This is a genomic window from Nitrogeniibacter mangrovi (assembly GCF_010983895.1).
GTDB classification, from domain to species: Bacteria; Pseudomonadota; Gammaproteobacteria; order Burkholderiales; family Rhodocyclaceae; genus Nitrogeniibacter; species Nitrogeniibacter mangrovi.
Map to the genome: position 1 here is coordinate 3352755 of NZ_CP048836.1, position 21931 is coordinate 3374685.

Below are 21931 nucleotides of genomic sequence, written 5' to 3' on the forward strand. Positions count from 1 at the left end.
TTCCCCTGCACGCCGGATAATCGATTGACATAATCAAACCACAGCCGGCATCCACCCCCCATGAGACATCACCCGCTCAGCGTCCGCACCCGCCCGCCCCGACCGCCCGCCGTGCCGTCCGGGCCCCCGCAGCGCCTTCGCCTGCCCTGATCCGCACCCCCGCTTTTCCCGGTCACGCCGTGCGGCCGTCTGCGACGCACGGACGGCATGCGCGCCTTGCGCTATCTCAATGATTTCGGGTGGCCACACGCGCACCATGGAATCGGGAGGGGTGGAGTTGTTCCATGCACAAAGTTGATCGCCCCGGATTCTTCGGCATCGCAGCCAGCCTCATTGCCGGGCTCTGCGCATCGGGTTCCAGCTACGTCCTGCTGGCCGTGACCGGCCCATGGGCGCAGAGCCGTCTCGTGCCCTTGCTCGGCAGCGCCTTGGTCGGCCTGAGCATCGCCGGCGGCCTCGCGTGGGGCCAGCGGCGCGGGCGTCATCGCTCCCGACCGTTGCCCGCGGACGACGCCGCGAGCGCGCGGGCGCAGATCGACGTGAGCGAGGCGCGCTTTCGCGACATCTTTGAACAGGCCGCGGTCGGCATTGCGCTGTGCGACGCGGACGGCGTCGTCGAGCAGGCCAACGCACGTTTCCTCGATCTCGTCGGGCGCAACACACACGAGACCGTCGGCCGGCGCCTCGAAACGCTGCTCGGCACCCCGGAGACCACCGCCCCGCACCCGTTCGAGCATGCGACCGCGTCCTGGCGTTGCCGCCGGGCGGACGAGACCGATGTATGGCTGCAGGTAAGCCGCACCCCCTGCGGCGAAGGCACCGGGCAGGCGTTGCCCTTCATCGCCACGGTGCAGGACATCACCCACCTGCATGGTGCCGCCGCCGCACTGGCCGAGGAAGAGCACAAGCTGCGGGCCGTCCTGGGCACGCTGGGCGAAGGCGTGATCATGCGCGACGCCGACGGTCGGGTGGTGCTGCATAACACGGCGGCGGCCCGCATCTTCGGCCTCGACGATGCGGACACGGCGGCGTTCCATATCGGTAGCGGCCAGCTGCGTTTCGTGCGCGAGGACGGCGAACCCCATGCGATCGACGAATTCCCGTCCATGCAGACCCTGCGCGACGGCGAAGCGCACAGCGGGGTGGTCGGCGTGGCGCGCCGGGACGGCAGCACCCGCTGGCTGTGGGTGCACTCGAAGGCGATCATGGCCCCCGAGGGCACCCCGTCCGCGGTCGTCAGCTCGATTGCCGACATCACCCGCATGCGCGAGGCGGAAACCCGACTGCGTCTGGCCGACCGGGCCATCGACCACAGCGCCGATGCCATCATGATCACCACTGCCGAGGGGCTGATCCTGCGCGTCAACCCGGCCTTTACCCGGATCACCGGCTACAGCGCCGACGAAGTGATCGGACATACGCCGGCGCTGCTGCGCTCGGGACAACACGAACCGGCGTTCTACGCCACCTTGTGGGAGTCGATCCGCCGCACCGGCAGCTGGCAGGGCGACATCTGGAATCGCCACAAGGATGGCAGCCTGTTCGCTGAACGCCTGTCGATCAGCGCCGTGCGCGACGCCAGCGGCCGGCTGTCGCACTATGTGGCGGTGTTCTCCGACGTCACCGAGGCGCGCGCCAAGGAACAGCGCGCCTTGCACATGGCGCATCACGACCCCCTCACCGGCTTGCCCAACCGCAACCTGATGGCCGACCGGCTCGAGCGCGCCCTGAGCCGCGCAACGCGCGACCAGCGCCAGGTGGTGCTGATGTTCCTCGACCTGGATCGGTTCAAGGAGGTCAACGACAGTCACGGCCATGCGGTCGGGGACGCCCTGCTCAAGGGGGTGGCCCGTCGCCTCGAAGACTGCGTGCGCGACTCCGACAGCGTGGCCCGCCAGGCGGGCGACGAGTTTCTCATTCTCCTGCCGGACCTGGAGGACGGCGGTCGCGCCGGCCAGGTCGCGGCCAAGATCCTCTCCGCCCTGAGCGCACCGGTGGCAGTGGAAGGACGACACATCGCCATCTCGGCCAGCATCGGCATTGCGCTGTTCCCGACCGACGCGCGGGACGCGGACACGTTGCTGGCCCATGCGGACACCGCCCTCTATCACGCCAAGGGCGCCGGACGGAACACCTTCCGCTACTTCACCGAATCCATGAACGCCGAGGCGGAACGGCGTCAGCGCGTGGAACAGCAACTGCGTGCCGCGCTCGCCCACGACCGCCTGCAACTGGCCTTCCAGCCGCTCCGGCACCTCGCGGACGGACGCATCGTGGCCATGGAGATACTGTGTCGCTGGCGCGACAGCCTGTTCGGCGACATCGATCCGGCGCACTTCGTGGCCGAGACCGGCGATGTGGCGCTGCTGGAAGCCATCGACCGGTGGACGCTGGCGCGCGCCTGTCGCGAGGCGGCGCGCTGGCACGCCGCTGGCGCCGGGGTGCCGGTGGCCGTCAACGTTTCCGCCCGCCATTTCCGTCGTGACAGCCTGGTCGATATCGTCGGCGACGCGCTCGCCGACGCCGGCCTGCCGGCCGCGCAACTGGAGATCGAGATGCCGGAGCGGATCCTCCACGACCCCGATCCGCAGATTGCGACCACGCTGAACCGCCTCAAGCGGTTGGGTGTGCGCCTCGTCGTGGACGAATTCGGCACCGGCTGCGACTCGCTCACCCGCCTCAAGGCCTATGGCATCGATCGGCTGAAGATGGACCGCAGTCTCACCGCAGGCCTGGAGGACAGCCCTGATCAGCAGGCGATCATGAACGCCATGATCGCCCTCGGGCACCATCTGGACATCGAAGTGCTGGCCGAAGGGGTGGACACCGCCGGCCAGCACGACCGGATCATGGCGGCCGGCTGCCGCCTTGGCCAGGGGCGCCTGCTCGATGCGCCGATGAACCCGGCCGCGGCCCTGGACCGCCTCAAGTCGGCCGCGGCCCCGTGAGGCAGCGGCGCCGCCTCAGCGATAGATCACGCTGACCGCGTCCTCGGCGGGCAACCACTCGCGCAAGCTCTCGAGCAGGGCGTCCTCGAGACGGACCCGCCACTGTGCGCCCAGCGGCAGTTCGCCCTCGGCGCTGGTGTTGCGGTAACGCACCCGTACCGGGCAGGCTTCGTCACGATACGGCGAGAGCAGATCCTGCAGACGCTGTGCCGCGGCCCCCGCGCCACCCGCCTCGGCCACCTCGCCGTTGAGCCGGATCTCCAGCGCGCGCGCATTCTGGCCGCGTGCCTCGGCCAGGGTGAGCAACTTGTCGGCGACGATGCGCAACCCGCCGGAAAAGTCGTCGTTGCTCACCTTGCCCTCGACCACCAGCACCTCGTCCACGGTGATGCGATTGCGATTGGCGTCGAAGGTCTCGGAGAACACCGACACCTCGCGCACCGCGGTGCCGTCGTCGAGCACCACGAAGGCCATCTTGCCGCGCGCGGTCATCTTGGTGCGCACGTCCATCACCACCCCGGCCAGTTGCACCGGATCGCGGGAGGGTTCGAGCTGGGTCAGGGTGCGGCGCACGAAGCGGCGTACCTCGGCCTTGAAGCTGTTGAAGGGGTGGCCGGAGAGGAAGAAGCCGATGGCGGTCTTCTCTTCCTTGAGCAGCTCGCGCTCGGTCCACGGGCGCACCTTGGCGTAATCCACCATCGGCCCGCCGGCATCGGGCAGGGCGTCGAACAGCCCGCCCTGCAGGGCATTGGCGGCGATCTGCTCGGCCGCCTCCATGGCCGAGGGCACGGTGGCGATGAGCTTGGCGCGATCGGCGTCGAGGGTGTCGAAGGCCCCGGCGCGGATCAGCGCCTCGACCACGCGGCGATTCACCGCGCGCCGGTCCACGCGCTCGCAGAAGTCGAACAGATCCTTGAAGGGCCGCTCCTCGCGTGCCTTGAGGATGGCCCGCACCGCCGGCTCGCCCACGCCCTTCACGGCGCCAAGACCGTAGCGGATGGTCTTGCGGTCGGTGGGCACGAAACGGTAGTCGGAGGCGTTCACGTCCGGCGGCAACACCGTAAGGCCGTTGACCGGCGAGATCGCGTCCTCGTAGAAGATCTTGATGGTGTCGGTGTTGTCCAGGTCCGAGGACATGGTGGCGGCCATGAAGGCCGCGCAGTGGTGCGCCTTGAGCCACGCGGTGTGGTAGGTGACCACCGCGTAGGCGGCGGTGTGCGACTTGTTGAAGCCGTACTCCGCGAACTTGGTCATCAGGTCGAACAGCTGTTCGGCCAGCGCCGGGTCGTAGCCGCGCGTCTTGGCACCGTCGGCGATCGTCGTGCGGTGCTTGGCCATCTCCTCGGCTTTCTTCTTGCCCATCGCCCGGCGCAGCATGTCCGCACCACCGAGCGTGTAGCCGCCGATGATCTGCGAGATCTGCATCACCTGTTCCTGATACACGATCACGCCATAGGTGGGCTCCAGGCAGGCTTTCAGGTCAGGGTGGAAGTAGTCGATCTCCTGCTTGCCGGCCTTGCGCAGGATGAAGTCGTCCACCATGCCCGAGCCCAGCGGGCCCGGCCGGTAGAGCGCGAGCACGGCGATGATGTCCTCGAAGCGGTCGGGGCCGAGCTTCTTGAGCAGCTTCTTCATCCCGTCCGATTCGACCTGGAAGATCGCGGTGGTGTTGGCGTCCTTGAGGATCTGGTAGGCGGCGGGGTCGTCGAAGCTGAGCGCGGCCAGATCGGGGCGCTCGCCCTCCAGGCGGCCGACGTAATCGACCGCCAGCTCGATAATCGTCAGGTTGCGCAGGCCCAGAAAGTCGAACTTCACCAGGCCGACGGCTTCCACATCGTCCTTGTCGAACTGGGACACCGGTGTGGCGTCGTCGCCATCGGCGATGTAGAGCGGACAGAAGTCGGTGAGCTTGCCCGGCGCGATCAGCACCCCGCCGGCATGCATGCCCACGTTGCGCGACAGGCCTTCGAGCGGCTCGGCCAGAGACCACAGCTCCTGAATCGATTCACCATCGCCCGGATCGGCCATCATCTCGTCGATCTGCGGCTCCTGATCGCGGGCGTCATTGAGCGACAGAGGCTTGTTCTGCACCACCGGGATCAGCTTCGAGAGCCGGTCGCACATGCCATAGGGCAAGTCCAGCACCCGGCCCACGTCGCGCACCACCGCCTTCGAGGCCATGGTGCCGAAGGTGGCGATCTGACTCACCGCATCGGCGCCGTAGCGCTCGCGCACGTATTCGATCACCCGATAACGGTTGTCCTGGCAGAAATCGATGTCGAAGTCGGGCATGGACACCCGCTCGGGGTTCAGGAAGCGCTCGAACAGCAGCGCGTACTTGAGCGGATCGAGGTCGGTGATGCGCAAGCTGTAGGCCACCAGCGAGCCGGCACCCGAGCCCCGCCCCGGCCCCACCGGCACGCCGTTGTGCTTGGCCCAGTTGATGAAGTCCGCCACGATCAGGAAGTAGCCCGGGAAACCCATCTGCACGATGGTGTCGGTCTCGATCCGGAGGCGTTCGTCGTATTCCGGGCGGCGCCGGGCGCGCTCCTCGGCATCCGGATACAGCTCCTCGAGGCGCACCTCCAGGCCGGCCTTCGCCTCGGCGACGAGGAAGTCGTCCAGGGTCATGCCCTCGGGCGTCGGGAACAGGGGCAGGAAGTTCTTGCCCAGCTGCACCGTCAGCGAACAGCGCTTGGCGATCTCGACGCTGTTCTCCAGCGCCTCGGGCAGGTCGGCGAACAGGGCCGCCATCTCGTCCTGGCTCTTGAGGTACTGCTCCTCGGTAAAGTCTCTGGGCCGGCGCTTGTCGGCGAGCACATAGCCCTGGGCGATGCACACCCGCGCCTCGTGGGCCTTGAAATCGTCCTTGTTGAGGAACTGCACCGGATGGGTGGCCACCACCGGCAGTTCCAGATCGTTGGCCAGTTGTACGGCGGCACGGATGTAGGCTTCGGTGCCCGGATGGCCGGCGCGCTGCAGCTCGATGTAGAAGGCGCCCGGAAAGCGCTTCATCCACTGCCGCGCCAGCGCCTCGGCCAGGGCGGTGTTGCCGTTCATGAGCGCCTGGCCGACATCGCCGCCCATGGCGCCGGACAGGCAGATGAGATCGCTGGCGGCGCCATCGTCGAACCACTCGGCGCGCATCTCGGCGCGGCCGCGGTGTTTGTTGGTCAGGTAGGCCTGGGTGAGCAGTTCGCACAACTGGCCGTACCCCGCGCGATTCCGGCAGATGAGCAGCACCCGGGAGGGCTTGTCGCGGTCGCCCTCGTTGGTGATCCACGCATCCACCGCCACGATCGGCTTGATGCCCTTGCCGCGGCAGCCCTTGTAGAACTTGACCATGCCGAACAGGTTGGCCAGGTCGGAGATGCCCAGCGCCGGCATGTGATCGGCGGCGGCGCGGGAAATGGCCTGGCCCACCTTCACGATCCCATCGGAAATCGAGTATTCGGTGTGCAGGCGCAGGTGGATGAAGCGGGGGTCGGTCGGCGAGCTCATGGAGGCGGATTTTACCCCCGGACGCGGCGCAAGGGGATGTCGTGGATCGCTCCGGGAGCCCCGTGGGCATCCCCGTGAGCGCCGTCCACGGCGGCACCACACGGGCCCCACCGTTCGTCGTCCGGCCCATATTCCCATGTGCTCGCGGCGACGCATCGAGGGCTATAGTGAGAGGGTCCGGGCGCCCGTAGGCATGCGCTCCGGATCGACCGACCGGCACGATCCGGCCGGCGCATAACACCACGTGGCACCCGACCGACGGAGGTCAGCGGCTCGGGCCCCGAGGAGAAGCAACATGCTCATGGATCCACGCAAGCCGTCCGATGCGGACCGGCCTGCACGGATCGGCCCCGACACGCCGACCCTCCCGGTCTCGGCGCTGAGCGTCGCTGCCGCGCTGATGGACGCTGATGGACACTGCGTCCAGGTCAACGCGGCCTTCGCACGCTTGCTGTCCCGATCCATCGCCGACCTCGAAGGGCAGCCCTGCGCCCACCTGCTGCCCGGCGGCGCGGAGCGCATCCGCACGCTGATGGCGCAGGCGCGCGCGCTCGGGACGACCCAGTGCGCCGACCTGGTCGACGACGCGGCCCGGCCTGCCCCAAGCATTCACCGGGTGCGCTGTCAGCCGCTCGCCGATGATCGGTTGCTGGTGTCGGTCGAACCGGCGCCGACGCCCCAGGCCAACGACATCCTCGACCATCTGGTGAGCTTCGTCGGCGTGCTCGCACCGGACGGCACGGTGCTCGAAGCCAATCGCGCCTCGCTCGACGCGGCGGGCATCGCGCTCGAGGCAGTGCGTGGGCGCAAGTTCTGGGACTGCCACTGGTGGCAGCATTCACCGCAGACGGCGGCGCGCATCCGCGAGGCGGTAGATCAGGCGGCAGCCGGGGCCTCGCCGCGATTCGACATCGGCAAGCGCATGGCCGGCGAACAGATCGTCACCATCGACCTGATCCTCTCGCCGGTACGCGACGCCGCCGGCGCCATCACCCACCTGATCTACAGCGCCATCGACGTGAGCAGCCGCAAAGCCGGCGAAGCGGCGCTGCAGCGCTCCGAACAACGCTTCCGCCAGGTGGTCGAATCGGCGCCCGACGGGCTCGCGATGGTCGACCCGGCCGGCCGCATGGTGCTGGTCAACTCGAGCATGGAGCGGCTGTTCGGCCACACCCGCGAGGAGATGCTCGGTCAGGGCATCGAAATGCTCATGCCCGAACGCCATCGCCACGGCCACGACACGCTGTTTCGCGGCTACATGTCGGCCCCCGAGGCGCGCGACATGGCGGGCCGGCGCGAACTGTACGCCCGGCGCAAGGACGGCAGCGAATTCCCGGTGGAGATCGGCCTCAACCCGATCGGCACCGAAAGCGGCACCATGGTGCTGGCCACCATCCAGGACGTGACCACGCGCAAGGCGGACCGCCGCATGATCGAAAAGGCGCTCGAGGAGAAGACCGTGCTCCTGCACGAGATCCACCACCGGGTGAAGAACAACCTGCAGATCATCTCCAGCCTGCTCAACCTGCAGGCCCGCAGCGCCGACCCCTCGGTGCGCCAGGCGCTCTCGGAGAGCCAGGGCCGGGTCAAGGCCATGGCCCTGATCCACCAGTTGCTCTACGAGCGCAACGACTTCTCGCGCATCGACCTGGCTTCCTACCTGCGCCGGCTGTGCGCCCTGCTGCAGGAGAGTTTCCGCGACGGCCCCGCGCGCTTCGAGTTGAACGTCCGTGCCGAGGAGGAGGTCCATATGGACCTGCAGCGGGCGGTGCCCTGCGGGCTGCTCGTGAACGAGCTGGTCACCAACGCGATCAAGCACGCGTTTCCCGACGGCCGCCATGGCCACGTCGAGGTCACGCTGACCCGCCAGGACGCATCCCACTGCCTGATCGTGGTGGCCGACGACGGCATCGGCCTGCCCGCCGACATCGACCCCGGCCGCAGCCGGTCGCTGGGCATGCAGCTGATCCCGCTGCTGTGCGATCAGGCGGGCGGCGCGTGGGCCGTCTCCCGCGCGCCGGGCACCCGCTTCGAACTGACGCTCGACACCACCGAACGGGAGGCCACATGAACGGCCGCATCATGATCGTCGAAGACGAACGCATCGTCGCCCTGGACCTGCGCCAGACCCTCGAATCCTTCGGACACGAGGTCGTCATGGTCGCCTCCAGCGGCGAACAGGCGGTCGCCGAAGGCCCCCGGCTCAAGCCCGATCTGGTGCTCATGGACATCCACCTCGACGGCCCCATGGACGGCACCGCCGCCGCCTGCGTCCTGCAGGAGCACAGCATTCCGGTGCTGTTCCTGACCGCCTTCGCCGGCCAGGCCATGCTGGATCTGGCCGAGCGCAGCAGTCCCTACGGCTACCTGGTCAAACCCGTCGAGACCCGGGCCCTGCAGGCCACCGTACGCATGGCCCTGGCGCGCCGTCGCGCCGAGTTGCAGGTGGAGAAAGGCGAGGAGCGCCTGCGCCTGGCCATGGACGCCGCCGAGCTCGGTGTGTGGGAATGGGACGCGACCCGGCACCGATTCGTGAGCGAGGGGCGCTTCGAATCCATTTTCGGTTGTTCGCCGGAGTCCCTCGACGACGCCGAACGCGGCTTCCTCGCACGTATCGACCCGGCCTTTCGGCCAGGCATCGCCGAAGCCCTGACCCAGGGCCAGGCGATCCGCACCACGGTCAAGCTGAACGAGTCGCCGGACAGCGGCGACAACGGCTGGGTCGACCTCCACGCCCAGGCCTTCTCGCGGCCGGACGGGGGCCTCGACCGGGCCGTCGGCGTCATTCGCGACGTGACCCTCGAGCGCGAGCAGGAAGAACGCCTGCGCCGCGCCGCGGTGGTGTTCACCAGCACCGGCGAGGGCATGGCCATCCTCGACGTCGACCATCGGGTGATCTCGATCAACCCGGCCTTCGAGACCCTGACGGGCTTCACCGAACACGAGGTCAAGGGCCTGGCGCCGGACGATTTCCTGCATGCGCGACGACGTGAAGACAGCTTCGAAGCCCGCCTGCAGGAGAGCGACTCCGATTACTGGAGCGGCGAGGTCGCCTGCCTGCGCAAGGACGGCACCCTGTTCCCGGCCTGGCAACACCTGTGCGTGGTCCGGGACGCCCAGGGGCAGGTAGGCAACTACGTGCTCGCGATCTCCGATACCGGCGCGCTGCGCCGCGCCGAGGCACAGATCAATCACCTCGCCTACCACGACACCCTCACCGGCCTGGGCAATCGCAACATGCTGGAGGACACCATCGAGCGCGAAATCGACCGGGCCCGCCAGCACGGTGGCCGGGTGGCGGTGCTGTTCATCGACCTGGACGGTTTCAAGCTCATCAACGACACCCTCGGGCATGCCGCCGGAGACACGCTGCTGCGGGAAGTCGCCCACCGGATCAGCCGCATCCTGCGCCGCACCGACACCGCCATCCGTATCGGAGGCGACGAATTCGTCGTCGTCGTTCCCGACATCACCCGCCTGGAGGACTGCGCCAGCCTGGCCGAGAAACTGCTGTGCGAGATCCGCACCGGCATCGACCTGGAACACGAGCGCCTCAGCGTCTCCGCCAGCATCGGCATCGCGGTGTTCCCGGACAACGCGAACGACTTCACCGGCCTCGTCCAGGCCGCCGACAGCGCCATGTACGGCGCCAAGGAGCGCGGGCGCAACCGGTACGCTTTCTACTCCAACGACATGGCCGAGCGCGCGATCGAGCGCCTGCACATCGAACAGGGCCTGCTGCGCGCCATCGCCGGCGACCAGCTGCTGTTGCAATATCAGCCGGTGGTGCGCCTGGAGGACGGCCAGCTGGTGGGCTTCGAAGCCCTGATCCGCTGGGACGAACCGACCCACGGACGCATCGGTCCCGATCGCTTCATCCCGGTCGCCGAGGAATGCGGCCTGATCGACTACATCGGCGCCTGGGTGCTGCGCACCGCCTGCGCCCAGGCAGTGAGCTGGATCCGCCAGGGCTTCGAGGCGCTGCGTCTGGCGGTCAATGTCTCGGCGCGGCAGATGAGCGCCGGCGATTTCGTCACCACGGTCCGGGAGATTCTCGACGAGACCGAGTTTCCGCCCGACCAGCTCGATCTGGAGATCACCGAAAGCACCCTGCAGTCGGTGGACCACAGCCGCCAGCTGCTCGCCGAACTGCGTGCGCTCGGGGTGTGCATCTCGATCGACGACTTCGGCACCGGCTTCTCGTCGCTGTCGCTGCTCAAGCACCTGCAGATCGACCGCATCAAGATCGACCGCTCCTTCGTCCAGGATCTGCCCGGCGATGCCAACGGCGTCGCCGTCACCGAAGCCATCGTCGCCATGGCCAACCGCCTCGGCCTGTCCCTGATCGCCGAAGGCGTCGAGACCGCCACCCAGCAGGAATTCCTGCGCAAACTGGGCTGCGACGAGGCCCAGGGCTACCTGTTCTCGCGCCCGCTGGACGTGCGCGACGTGGACATGCTCATCGCCGCCCCGCCGGAACACCTGTCCTGAACCGGTACGGCGCTACATCAGGCCCGCGCCGCGCACGATCATGATGCCCACGCTGGTGGTCAGGATCGAAGCCAGCGTGGTCAGGGCGATGATGTTGGCAGCCAGCACCGCGTTGCCGCCCATGGCGCGCACCATCACATAGCTGGCCGCGGCCGCGGGCGTGGAGGACATGAGCAGCAACACCCCCAGGTCGATGCCGCGAAAGCCCACCGCGAGGCCGCCGAGCACGAACACCAGGGGCACGAACACCAGCTTGGCCACGCTCGCCAGCAGGGTGTTGCGCGTCTCCAGGCGCAGGCGCGCGAAGTCGAGCGAGGCCCCGGTGCACAACAGCGCCAGCGGCAGGGTGAGGTTGGCGAAATACTGCCCCGACTGGATCACCAGCGCGGGCAGCTTGACGCCCGCCCAGGACACCGGCAGCGCCAGCACGATACCGATGATGATCGGGTTGGTGGCGATCCCGCGCAGCACCCCGGCCACGCTGCGCCGCGCATGCAGGGAACGGCTCAGGGTGATGACCGCGAGGATGTTGAAGAGAATGGTGATCAGGCCCAGGTACAGCGACGCGGCCACCAGCCCGGACTCGCCATAGGCATTGACGCAATAGGCCAGGCCGACGATGCCCATGTTGGAGCGGAAGCCGCCCTGCACCACCACGCCCCGATCGGCCGGCTCGGCCACCCAGCGCGCCGCCACCCATTCGAGCACCACGAAGGTGGTGACGGTGGCCAGTGCGCCGAAGGCCACCAGCGAGACATTGGCGGCGGCCTCGAAATTGGTCTTGCTGATGCTGATGAACAGCAGCGCCGGCAGGGCGACGGTGAACACCAGCCGCGAGCCGGCCTCGACGAAGGCATCGGTGAGCATCCCGACCCGCCTCAGCCACACGCCGAGGGCGAGGATCACGAAGATCGGTCCGGTGACCGAGAAGGAAAAGTCGAGAATGTCGAAGAACGCGTTCATGCTTCACGGCCCACCGGATTGAGCAGGCCACGGTACGCGCCGCGCCCGCCGCCCGCCATACGCACTTTCCGCGACCGACCGCGAAACTCAGCGTGCCGGCGGCCGTCCCCCCCTGGGGCGAGCAGCATGCGATAGTCGAGCAGATATTCATCCGCCCGGGCCTGCAGGGCGTTGGACCGCTCGATCCAGCGCCGCTGATGGGTCTGGATCGCCATCTCCAGCGCTTCGAGGGCCTCGCGCCGCGCCGCCAGGTAGCGCAGCAGCGGCCCGGCGCGCCAGTCGCCCTGCCCGCCGGTGGCCACTTCGTCCTCCAGCTGCCGCCAGGCGGGGATCAGCTCCCGGTCGAGGATGTCCACCGCCGCCGCATCGTCGATTTGCCCCTGGCGCAGGGCATCGGCCAGGAAGTGGTAGCGCTGCACCAGTTGCTCCTCGCGCTCGGCCACCTGCGCCGCCACCGCGTTGAAGGCGAAACTCTGGGTCAGCGCCGGGCGCACCGGCGGCGTGACGAACCACAGGGTCCCGGCCGCAAGCGCTACCACCGCCAGCGCGCCAGCGAAGCGCACCCGCGGCACGCGCGCATCGCCCACCGGCACCGCCAATCCGGCCCCGAGCAGCACGCCGCTGATCAGCCCGCCGACATGGGCCGCGTTGTCGATCCCGGGCAACACCAGACCGGCGATCAGGGAGTAGCCGATGAAGATCACCAGCGCCTTGCGCAGGCGCCGGAAGGTGTCCGGCGGCAGGCTCGTGCGGGTCACCAGCACATGGCTCAGCAGGGCCCCGAAGACGCCGAAGATGGCCCCCGAGGCGCCGATGCTCAGGCCATTGGGGCGCCACCACACGCTGGCCACGCTCGCCACCAGCCCGGCGGCCACGTAGATGAGCGTGAAACGGCGCGGGCCGAACAGGCGCTCGGCCAGCTGGCCGGCCTGGTACAGCGCGAGCATGTTGAGCGCCACATGCAGCAGCCCGCCATGCAGGAACAGCCCGGTGAACAGACGCCACAGCTGACCCTCGCGGGTCTGCACCGCATAGTTGCCGCCCCAGTCCGCGAGCAGGCTGCCCGGAATGTGCCACAAGGCGTCGGCCTGCACCGCCGTCGCCGCGAAGACGAGGAAGTTGATCGCCACCAGCGCGGTGGTCACCCACGCCCGAGGCACATGGGCGTAGAGGGCGTCGAGGAATGCTTCCGGGGTCGAATGGCGCGGCGCGGACATGCCCCCGTTTATACACGAGGCGCGCGGCCCGCGTTCGCGCCCGGCACGCTCAGCTCAGGCGCAGCACCGTTTCGGCCACGCGCCGGCCGAGGTGCTCAGCGGTGCGCAGGTCCGACTCGTTCATCGCCTCGGCGCCCTGGTCGGCATTGGACTGGGCCATGGCGCCGGAGTAGCTGCCGATGCGGTTCAGATCGGCTGCCGAGCCGGTGCTGGAATTGTTGCCCGGCATCAGGCCGAGGCTGGTCCACAGCATGCCGTGCTGGCCGGCGAACACCATCAGCTGCACCAGCGAGTTGAGCTTGTCGCCCGATTGCGAGGCGGAGTTGGTGAAACCGGCGGCGACCTTGTCCTTCCAGCCCTGCGAGAACCACACCTTGGAACTGGCGTCCATGAAGGCCTTGAACGGCGCGGAGACGCTGCCCATGTAGGTGGGCGCACCGAAGATGATGCCATCGGCGTCAGCCAACACCGTCCACGCGTCGTCGTCCATGGCATCCACGGACACCAAGCGGGCACTGACGCCCTCGACCGCATCGGCGCCCTTGCACACATGATCGGCCATTCGATGGGTATGGCCGTAACCCGAGTGATACACCACGGCAACCTGTTTCATGTTCGTTTGCTCCATTGGGGGGTTGGGGGTGTGAACCTGCATCATCCGCCCACAGGACCCGCCGATCCGCACCGGATGGCCCGCACCCGTACGGCAACGTTCGCCCGGAAGAATGAATTCCGTTCACATGTGACGTATTGTCTTTAATGAGCTAAAAAGAAAAAAGCGACAATTTTTGACTCAAACATTGAAGTGAATTCAACATGAAACTGTCCCTCGACGCTCTGCACATGCTCGATGTCATCGACAGCGAAGGCAGTTTCGCGGCGGCGGCGCGCCGGCTGCATCGCGTCCCCTCGGCACTGACCCACGCGGTCCGCCGTCTCGAGGCCGACCTGGGCTACCCGTTGTTCCAGCGCGAGGGGCGCCGCGCCGTGCTGACGGTCGCCGGAAGCACCCTGCTCGACCAGGGGCGCGTGCTGCTGCGTGCCGCCGGGGAGCTCGAATGCCGGGCCAAGCGCGTGGCCACCGGCTGGGAGGCGCAGCTGCGCATCGGCCTCGATGCGGTCATCTGCTTCGAGGACTTCCTGCCGCTGGCGGCGGCCTTCCTGGCGGAGCAGAACGGCACCCGCCTGTCCATCGAGCGGGAAGTGCTCGGCGGCAGCTGGGATGCCCTGGCCTCGGGCCGCGCCGATCTGGTCATCGGCGCCTCCGGCGATGCGCCCCCGCAGACCGGCCTGGCCTCGGCCCCGCTCGGCGTCATCGACCTGGTGTTCTGCGTCAGCCCCCATCATCCGCTGGCCGGCCACCCCGATCCCTTGCCGACCGACGTGGTCAGCGCTCACCGGGCGATCGTGCTCGCCGATACCTCGCGCACCCTGCAACCGCGCAGCGCGGGCCTGTTCGAGGGCCAGGACACCATGGTGGTGCCGGACTTCCCCGCCAAGCTCGCCGCCCAGATCGCCGGCCTCGGCGTCGGCTACCTGCCCCCGCAACTGGCCCGTCCGGCCATCGCGCGGGGCGATCTGGTGGCGCGGCGCACGAGCGTGCCACCGCCGCGCAATACCCTTCACGTGGCCTGGCGCAGCAGCCACCAGGGGCACGCCCTGGCCTGGTTCCGCAAGCGCCTGGCCGAGTCACGCTGGCGTGAGCGGCTGGCGCGCAGTACAGCCCCCATCGGCGCGCAGATGAATCATTCCGAAACGTTCGACCGGTCGGCGCCTCATGCAGAACACGTATAATCGATCCTCCAGGCCCGCCCAAGCCATTGACGGAACAAGATGATTCACGTCCTCAAGCATGTCGAGTCGATCACCCGGCACCGCGACCGCACCCTGCTCGAAGTGGGGGTGGCCTCGGCGCTGTACGAGATCCTGCGTCCCGAGGCCGTCAACCTCTTCAAGGTCCAGGACGCGGGGCACCGGACCCTGCTGCACCGGCTCGCCCACGCCGGCAGCGACGGGGTGCGCTATTGCGACACCGATTTCGACACCGCCGACGAGATCCTGGCGCTCGACTCGCGCGAGGACTTCCGCGCCTGCGTGGCCGAGGAGCGCATCGTCGCCGACGCCTCGGCCGGAAACGGCCGGATCACCTACTGCCTGCCGGTGGCCTACGATGGCAAGGTCAGCGGGGTGATCGAGCTGCGCGCCTCGGCAGCGCTGGACAACGAGCGGCTCGATCTCGCACTCGGCTTCATCAACCTGTATCGCAACTACCTGAGCCTGCTCGACTACAGCGAGCGGGACACCCTCACCGGTCTGCTCAATCGGCGCACTTTCGACGACAATCTCGACAAGATCCTGGGGGCCATCACCGCATCACGGGTGGACGAGGCGCTCCTGCCCGGTGCCGACCGGCGCCAGCACGGCCCGGTCTCGGCGCCGCACTGGCTGGCGGTCATGGACGCCGACCGCTTCAAGCGCATCAACGACGAATTCGGCCACCTCTACGGCGACGAGGTCCTGATCCTGCTGGCCAATCTGATGCGCGAGAGCTTTCGCTTCGAGGACAAGCTGTTCCGCTTCGGCGGCGAAGAGTTCGTGGCGGTGCTGACCCCGACCTCGGCCGAGGATGTGGCACGGGTCCTGGAGCGCTTTCGCGAAAAGGTGGAGCAGTACCATTTCCCCCAGGTGGGTCAGGTCACCATCAGCATCGGCTACGTGCCCCTGCGCGCCGGCGACACCCCGTCGGCCGCCCTAGGGGCCGCCGACGAGGCGCTCTACTACGCCAAGAATCACGGCCGCAACCGCGTCTGTGCCTACCCGGCGCTGGTCGAGGCCGGCGAGATCCTGCCGCGCACCTTCAACGACGATCTGGAACTGTTCTGAGCGCAGCGAACACCGCTCAGCGCCGCGCCGCCTCCTCGCGGGCCCGGGCCAGGGCGGCCTTGCGTTCGTCGTCGGCCGCCTGGATGCCGGCACGCACGTCCCGGCTCAGGGCGCCCCCCGTGTGCCGTTCAATGACCTGGATGATCCGCTGCCCAGTGTCGGTGATGCGCGGGCCACGCGGCATGCCGTCGAGCACCACCGACACCGGCACGCCGCCGAGTTGGGCGGCACGGGTGGCGAACTGGCGATCGATGCGATGTTCCTCGGCCTTCATGTAGGCGATGCCGGCGGGCGAGAGCAGCGGACCGGCGGCCTGAAGCGGGCCCGCCCCCAGGACGCTGGCGCCGATGAGCACCGCGAGGATCGTACGCCTCATGCGACCACCAGCACGGTCGAACCGGTGGTGCGCCGGGCTTCCAGATCCCGGTGCGCCTGGGCGGCCTCGGCGAGCGCGTAGCGCTGGTTGATCTCCACCTTGACGATGCCCCGGCCGACCACGTCGAACAGCTCGGCCGCCATCTGGTCGAGGCGCTCACGCTCGGCGGCGTAGGTGAACAGGGTCGGACGGGTGACGAACAACGACCCCATCTTGGCGAGCAGGCCGAGATCGACGGGCGGCACCGCGCCCGAGGCGTTGCCGAAAGAGACCATCAGCCCCATCGGTCGCAGGCAGGCGAGCGAATCCATGAAGGTGTCCTTGCCCACCGCGTCGTAGACCACCGGCACGCCCTGCCCCCCCGTGAGTTCGCGTACCCGCTCGGCGAAGGGTTCTTCGCGATAGAGGATGGTGTGATCGCAGCCATGGGCGCGCGCCAGCGTCGCCTTTTCCGCCGAGCCCACGGTGCCGATGACGGTGGCGCCCAGATGCTTGGCCCACTGGCACAGGAGCAGGCCGACGCCGCCGGCGGCGGCATGGACCAGGATGGTGTCGCCGGGCTTGACCACATAGGTCTGGCGCAGCAGGTACTGGGCGGTGAGGCCCTGGAGCATCATCGCCGCCGCGACCTCGTCACCCACCGCATCGGGCAGCTTCACCAGCGGCGCCGCCGGCATGGTGCGCGCCTCGGCGTAAGCGCCGAGCGGGCCGCCCGCGTAGGCCACCCGGTCGCCCACGGCCAGGTGGTCGACGCCGGGCCCGAGCGCGGTGACGACGCCGGCGGCCTCGACCCCGAGGCCGGAGGGCAGCTCGACCGGATACAGGCCGCTGCGATGGTAGGTGTCGATGTAGTTCAGGCCCACGGCAGTGTGACGCAGGCTCACTTCGCCCGGCCCCGGCGGCGGCACGTCGACCGCCACCCACTGGAGGACTTCGGGGCCACCGGTCTGCTCGAATCGGATGGCATGCGTCATGACGCTGACTCCTTGCACATTAGCGAACGATGGAAAAACCGACGCGCAGCTGCGGATCGCGCGCCCGATCGTATTCGAGCAGTGTATCGCCTTCACCGTCGAAATACTGCATGTGGAAGAAGCCGCCCCCGGCGCGCGGGAACAGCCCCTTGAGCGGGTAGGACAGGTCCACCTGGGTGGCGCCCTTGCCGGCCTCGCCGCGGCGGATCAGCACCGCCCCCTTCCAGTCTTTGTGCCAGAAACTCGCCTCCAGCTGGCCATAGCCGCGATAACGCTGGATGTCGGGGTTGTCGTTCTTTTCGATGTAGCCCCAGAGCTTGGGCTTGAACCCGATGGTGTTCAGATCGGACAGCCGGTAACGCCAGTCCATCTGCAGGAAGACGGTGTTGATGCTGCGCGAGCGCTCGCCGTCACGGCCGTTCGATTCGTGCTCCAGGCCGCCGCGCCAGACCACCGAGTGGCGGCTGTCCTTGGCCAGATGCATGGGCCAGTCGTAGAACAGCGAGGGCCGGTAGCTGGTGTCGCGAAACGGCGCGGACGGTTCGCCCAGGTCCCAGATGGAGGTCTGGGTGTAGCCGAAATGCAGCCCGCCGAGGATGGGCACAAGACTGGCGAAGCCCCGGTCGCGCTCGAACAGACGGTACTTGAAGCTGAGCTGGAAACGCGCCGAAAAATCGGCATCGGGGCTCACCAGGAAGTACATGGGTTCGTTGGTGGTCAGCGCCGGCTCGGTCGGCTGCACCACCGGCTCCGGCACGACCTCGGTACGGGTCGGCAGGGGCGCGGCGTCGGCACCGGCCACGGCGGGCGCGCCCACCCGGACCAGCACCGCATTGCGCGCCACGTCCTTGAGGGTCACGGTCGCCATGCCGGACAAGGTGTCCGGCCACACGAAGGCATAGCGTCGGGTCTGCCCGTTCTGTTCGCCATCGGCAGACATCGGTACCGCCACGACGAGCTCGTCGATGCGCGCGCTGGCGACCAGGGCGTCGGGCAAGCGCGCGCCGGGCGCGGTATCCACCACGGTGGCCCCGGAGGCCCGGCCGGGCGTGACCGTGGTCTCGTCGAGGACCAGCAGTCGCTCGGCGAACGCGGCGTGGGCCAGGCCCAGCAAGACAAGCAGGGCAGCGCCCCGGAAAATGGTGGACATCGCAGACGACCGGAAATGACGACCGGCTGATTCTATCAAGCCCGCCCCGTTCGGGCTGCGCACCAGGGTCAGCCGGAGGGGGCGGCAGCCTCCTCGCCGGTGCGCGAACTGACCCGGATCGGCTCGCGGATCGCATGGGCCGCGAGCAGCCGGTGCAGGGCGGCGATGGCGGTCTCGGTCAGTTCGTGCCCCTTGGTGAGCACCATCAGGCCGTTGGTGGTGCGAATGTCCTCCTCGACCACCCAGCCGGGCATGAGCTCCGAGACGCGCGCCGCACGCCGTCCGGCCACCCCGGCGCGCAGATCGGACAGGGCCTTGATGATGTAATCGGGAATGGCGGGCTTGAGCGCCCGCAGGATCTCCCAAGGCCGCTCCAGGCCGTTTTCCCGGGTCGCATGACGCTCGAGTTCGAGGGCGGCGCGCAGCAGCTGGCTGCCACGGATGACCTCGAGCGCTTCGTCGGCCGGCGCGGCGCTGTGCTGATAGCGGATGATCCGCGCCACCGTCTCCATGCGGGGGATGCGCTCGACCAGGCGGCAAGCCACCTCGGGATGGGAGCGCAGCAGCTCGCGCTGCTCCGGATCGAGGTTGCGGTGCGCCGCATCGGCCTGCACCACCTCGGCGGGAATGCCGACACAGCCGATCTGGCTGAGCGCGGCCGCCACGTTGTAGATCCAGCCGTCCGGCCATTCGAGCTTCGGCAACGCGTGACGCACACACGACTGGGCGAAGGTGGAGCGCTGGAAGGCCCACGGCGCGACCATCGCAAGGACCTCGGTGAGGGTCTTGACCGAGGCGCTCACGGTGGTTTCGAGCAATTCCTTTTCGGCACGCAGCAGGCGGTACTGGCCGACCGCGTCGGCGAGCGTGGCGCTCAGTTCGTCCTTGGGACACGGCTTGCACAGGTAGCGGAAGATCGCGCCCTTGTTGATGGCGGCGATCGAGGACTCGAGATCGGCCTGCCCGGTCAACAGCAGACGCACGCTGTCGGGCGACAGCTCCCGGGCCTTGGCCAGGAAGGTGGCGCCATCCATGCCCGGCATGCGCATGTCGGACATGATCACCGCGAAGGGTTCCTGCCAGCGGATGGCGTCCAGCGCGGCCTCGCCCCCGTTGGCCACGACCACGTCGAAATCGGCCCCCAGGTTCCGCTCCATCGCCGACAGGACGTTGGGCTCGTCGTCAACGCAGAGAATGCGCGGCAAGGGCGTGTCAGTCATCGGAAATGTCCTCGTTCGTCGATTGCATCCAGGCCTGCCACTGCGGCCACTTGGCGCCGACGCCGACGCGCTCGAGATAGGCCAGGTCGGGCTCGCGGCCATTGGCGAGCCGGGTCGCCACATGCACCACGCCGGCGGTATCGAAGTGGGTGGGTGAGCTGCGCGCCGGATCTTCATGCCAAGCCACCGCATTGACGATCTCCATGGGCAGCCCCCACACCGCCAGCAGATAGGCCCCGACGGCGGCATGCAGGGGCGTGGCGCAGGCGGTCACCTCGTCGCGCACCTCCGGGTCGGCGATTTCGGGGATGCTCAAGGCCACATGGGCCAGCAGCGCCGCCGTGGGCGCCGGGCCCTTGATGCCACCGATGTGGGCGGCCAGCTGACTGGCCAGCAGGGCCCGGTGCTGGAGCGCATCGATATGACCGTCACCGTCCCCGGTGGCGAACACCTGGGCGGCCAGCACCAGCAGGCGCACATTGTCCAGCCCCAGCCGGGCAATCGCCTGGCCGACGTCGTGAATGGCGCTGCCGCGCGCAAAGTAGGCCGAATTGGCCAGCTGCAGCAGCTTCGCCGACAGGGCCGGATCGCTGCCGAGCAGATCGGCGATGCGGCGCAGATCGGTCTCCGGATCGGCCATGAGTTCGCACAGCCGGGTAAACACCTTGGGCGAAGCGGGCAGCCGGCTGATGCGACCGACCACATCCACCACCTGCGGATCGGCGAACAAGGCGCGCAGCCCGATGGCGTTCTCCACCGCGTCGAGCAGGGCCTTGCTGTCGCAGGGCTTGGCGACGAACTGATGGGCCACGTCCAGCATGCGCATGGTCGCGTCCATCTCGGAGTAGCCGGTCAGGATGATCCGGATCGTGCCGGGCCAGCGCTCGCGCACCCGGACGAGCAGCTCGGCGCCATCCATGAAGGGCATGCGCATGTCCGAGATGACCACGTCGGCCGGCTGCGCCTCGAGCATCTCCAGCGCCTCCTGGCCGCTGGTGGCGAAGCGCAGACCCCAGTCACGCCCGCTCATCATCAGGGTCCGCTCGATACCGGCCAGCACCCGCGGCTCGTCATCGACAACCACCACCTGCATCACGTACTCCTTCCCGCACCGCCGTCGAGCGGCAGGCGCACCACGAAACAACTGCCGACCCCTTCTTCGGACTCGCAGAAGATCTCACCCTGGTGCTTGTCGACCACCGTGGAATAGGCGATCGCAAGCCCCTGACCGGTGCCCTTGCCCACCGCCTTGGTGGTGAAGAAGGGGTCGAAGATCCGATCGCGAATCCCGATCGGAATACCGCTGCCATCATCGCACACCCGTATCTCCATGGCATCGCCCCGGCAGGCGGCGGAGATCTCGATGCGGCCCTTGTCGCGCACCCCTTCGCGCAGCGTACCGGCGATCGCATGGGCCGCGTTGACCACCAGGTTGAGCACCACCTGGCCGATCATGTCGCGCTGGCACGGCAGGCTGGGCAGATCGTCCGCGAAGCGGGTCTCGACCTCGGCCACGTATTTCCATTCGTTGCGCGCCACCGTCAGCGTGGTGGCGATCAGCTCGCGCATGTCCACCGGCTCCTTCTCGCCGCCGGAGGGATGGGAAAACTCCTTCATCGCGGCGACGATGCGCGAGATGTGCCCCAGGCCTTCGAGCGACTCGTCGAGGGCGCCCGGGATCTGCCGCCGCAGGAAGTCGAGCCGGGCGCGCTTGAGGGTCGCGTCGAATTCGACCATCGCCTCCGCCTCCGGCAGCAGCGGGCGGGCCACCTCGGCCAGGCCCACGGCCTTGTCGACCAGGCCGAGCAGCGTCCCCGAGGCGGTCTGGATGAAACCGACGTTGTCCATGACGTACTGGGTCGGGGTGTTGATCTCGTGGGCGATGCCCGCCGCAAGCTGGCCGACGGACTCCATCTTCTGCGCCTGCAGCAGCTGCGCCTGGGTCAGGCGCAACTCCTCTAGCGCCCGCTGCAGTTCGTGCCGCTCCGTCTCCAGTTCCTCGGTCTTGCGGGCGACGACCTGCTGCAGCGAGAGGTTCTGCTCCAGGATCGCGTAGGGCGAATCCTTGCCGCTGACCGCCTCCTGCATGAGACGCCGCTTGAGCACCTCGATCGTCTTGTCGCGGGCGACCAGCTTGCGCTGCAGGGCCTCGCTCGACAGGGCCGCATAGGGGCTTGCGGCGGCCGGTGTTTCGATCTCGCTCACGGT

Annotated in this window: 15 protein-coding genes; 5 read left to right on the plus strand and 10 right to left on the minus strand. The window is 68.4% G+C overall.

The genetic code is table 11. The annotated features are described in order from the left end of the window. Positions 1-284: 284 nt before the first annotated feature. On the plus strand, positions 285-2948 hold the full coding sequence (locus tag G3580_RS15570) for a sensor domain-containing protein (protein WP_173767033.1): 2664 nt from the start codon (positions 285-287) through the stop codon (positions 2946-2948). A 15-nt stretch (positions 2949-2963) separates the two neighbouring features. Here G3580_RS15570 and dnaE read toward each other — a convergent pair whose 3' ends face one another. Beyond that, the gene (dnaE, locus tag G3580_RS15575) at positions 2964-6449 is read right to left on the minus strand and encodes a DNA polymerase III subunit alpha (protein WP_173767035.1); all 3486 of its coding nucleotides are present in this window, start codon (positions 6447-6449) and stop codon (positions 2964-2966) included. Between the two features lie 295 nt (positions 6450-6744). On the opposite strand from dnaE, the gene G3580_RS15580 reads away from it, so the two are divergent. Continuing rightward, positions 6745-8520, plus strand: a complete 1776-nt coding sequence (locus tag G3580_RS15580; RefSeq protein ID WP_217424507.1) for a sensor histidine kinase — start codon at positions 6745-6747, stop codon at positions 8518-8520. After that, positions 8517-10940, plus strand: coding sequence for a two-component system response regulator (locus tag G3580_RS15585; RefSeq protein WP_173767037.1), 2424 nt, complete (start codon positions 8517-8519; stop codon positions 10938-10940). Before G3580_RS15580 ends, G3580_RS15585 begins: the two co-directional genes overlap by 4 nt. A gap of 12 nt (positions 10941-10952) precedes the next feature. On the opposite strand, the gene G3580_RS15590 is transcribed toward G3580_RS15585, so the two are convergent. From G3580_RS15590 to G3580_RS15600, 3 genes are read right to left on the minus strand one after another with little or no spacing between them, the layout of a single operon-like run. Further along, positions 10953-11903, minus strand: coding sequence for an AEC family transporter (locus tag G3580_RS15590; RefSeq protein WP_173767039.1), 951 nt, complete (start codon positions 11901-11903; stop codon positions 10953-10955). Continuing rightward, a complete protein-coding gene (locus tag G3580_RS15595; RefSeq protein ID WP_173767041.1) occupies positions 11900-13120 on the minus strand; it encodes a rhomboid family intramembrane serine protease in 1221 nt (406 codons plus the stop codon). Before G3580_RS15595 ends, G3580_RS15590 begins: the two co-directional genes overlap by 4 nt. 49 nt (positions 13121-13169) lie before the next feature. Continuing rightward, complete coding sequence (locus G3580_RS15600) at positions 13170-13733, minus strand: flavodoxin family protein (protein WP_173767043.1); 564 nt, start codon at positions 13731-13733, stop codon at positions 13170-13172. A 203-nt stretch (positions 13734-13936) separates the two neighbouring features. Between G3580_RS15600 and G3580_RS15605 the strand changes: the two genes are divergently transcribed. Beyond that, positions 13937-14914 (plus strand): LysR family transcriptional regulator, encoded by a 978-nt coding sequence (locus tag G3580_RS15605; protein WP_173767045.1) that lies wholly within the window; start codon positions 13937-13939, stop codon positions 14912-14914. Between the two features lie 39 nt (positions 14915-14953). Continuing rightward, positions 14954-16003, plus strand: a complete 1050-nt coding sequence (locus G3580_RS15610; RefSeq protein ID WP_173767047.1) for a GGDEF domain-containing protein — start codon at positions 14954-14956, stop codon at positions 16001-16003. A gap of 16 nt (positions 16004-16019) precedes the next feature. Here the strand turns inward: G3580_RS15610 and G3580_RS15615 are convergent, their stop codons facing one another. The 6 genes from G3580_RS15615 to G3580_RS15640 form a co-directional block, all read right to left on the minus strand. Beyond that, positions 16020-16379: a hypothetical protein gene (locus G3580_RS15615; protein WP_173767049.1), complete on the minus strand. Its 360-nt coding sequence runs from the start codon at positions 16377-16379 to the stop codon at positions 16020-16022. Next, positions 16376-17353, minus strand: coding sequence for a quinone oxidoreductase family protein (locus G3580_RS15620; RefSeq protein WP_173767051.1), 978 nt, complete (start codon positions 17351-17353; stop codon positions 16376-16378). The genes G3580_RS15615 and G3580_RS15620 overlap by 4 nt, the downstream gene beginning before the upstream one ends. 19 nt (positions 17354-17372) lie before the next feature. Continuing rightward, positions 17373-18503, minus strand: coding sequence for a phospholipase A (locus G3580_RS15625; RefSeq protein WP_173767053.1), 1131 nt, complete (start codon positions 18501-18503; stop codon positions 17373-17375). Between the two features lie 68 nt (positions 18504-18571). Continuing rightward, positions 18572-19723 carry a response regulator gene (locus tag G3580_RS15630; RefSeq protein WP_173767055.1) on the minus strand — a complete coding sequence of 384 codons (1152 nt, stop codon included), beginning with the start codon at positions 19721-19723 and terminating at the stop codon, positions 18572-18574. Beyond that, positions 19716-20816 (minus strand): HDOD domain-containing protein, encoded by a 1101-nt coding sequence (locus G3580_RS15635; protein WP_173767057.1) that lies wholly within the window; start codon positions 20814-20816, stop codon positions 19716-19718. The genes G3580_RS15630 and G3580_RS15635 overlap by 8 nt, the downstream gene beginning before the upstream one ends. Further along, positions 20816-21928, minus strand: coding sequence for a sensor histidine kinase (locus tag G3580_RS15640; protein WP_217424508.1), 1113 nt, complete (start codon positions 21926-21928; stop codon positions 20816-20818). Before G3580_RS15640 ends, G3580_RS15635 begins: the two co-directional genes overlap by 1 nt. Positions 21929-21931: the final 3 nt, after the last annotated feature.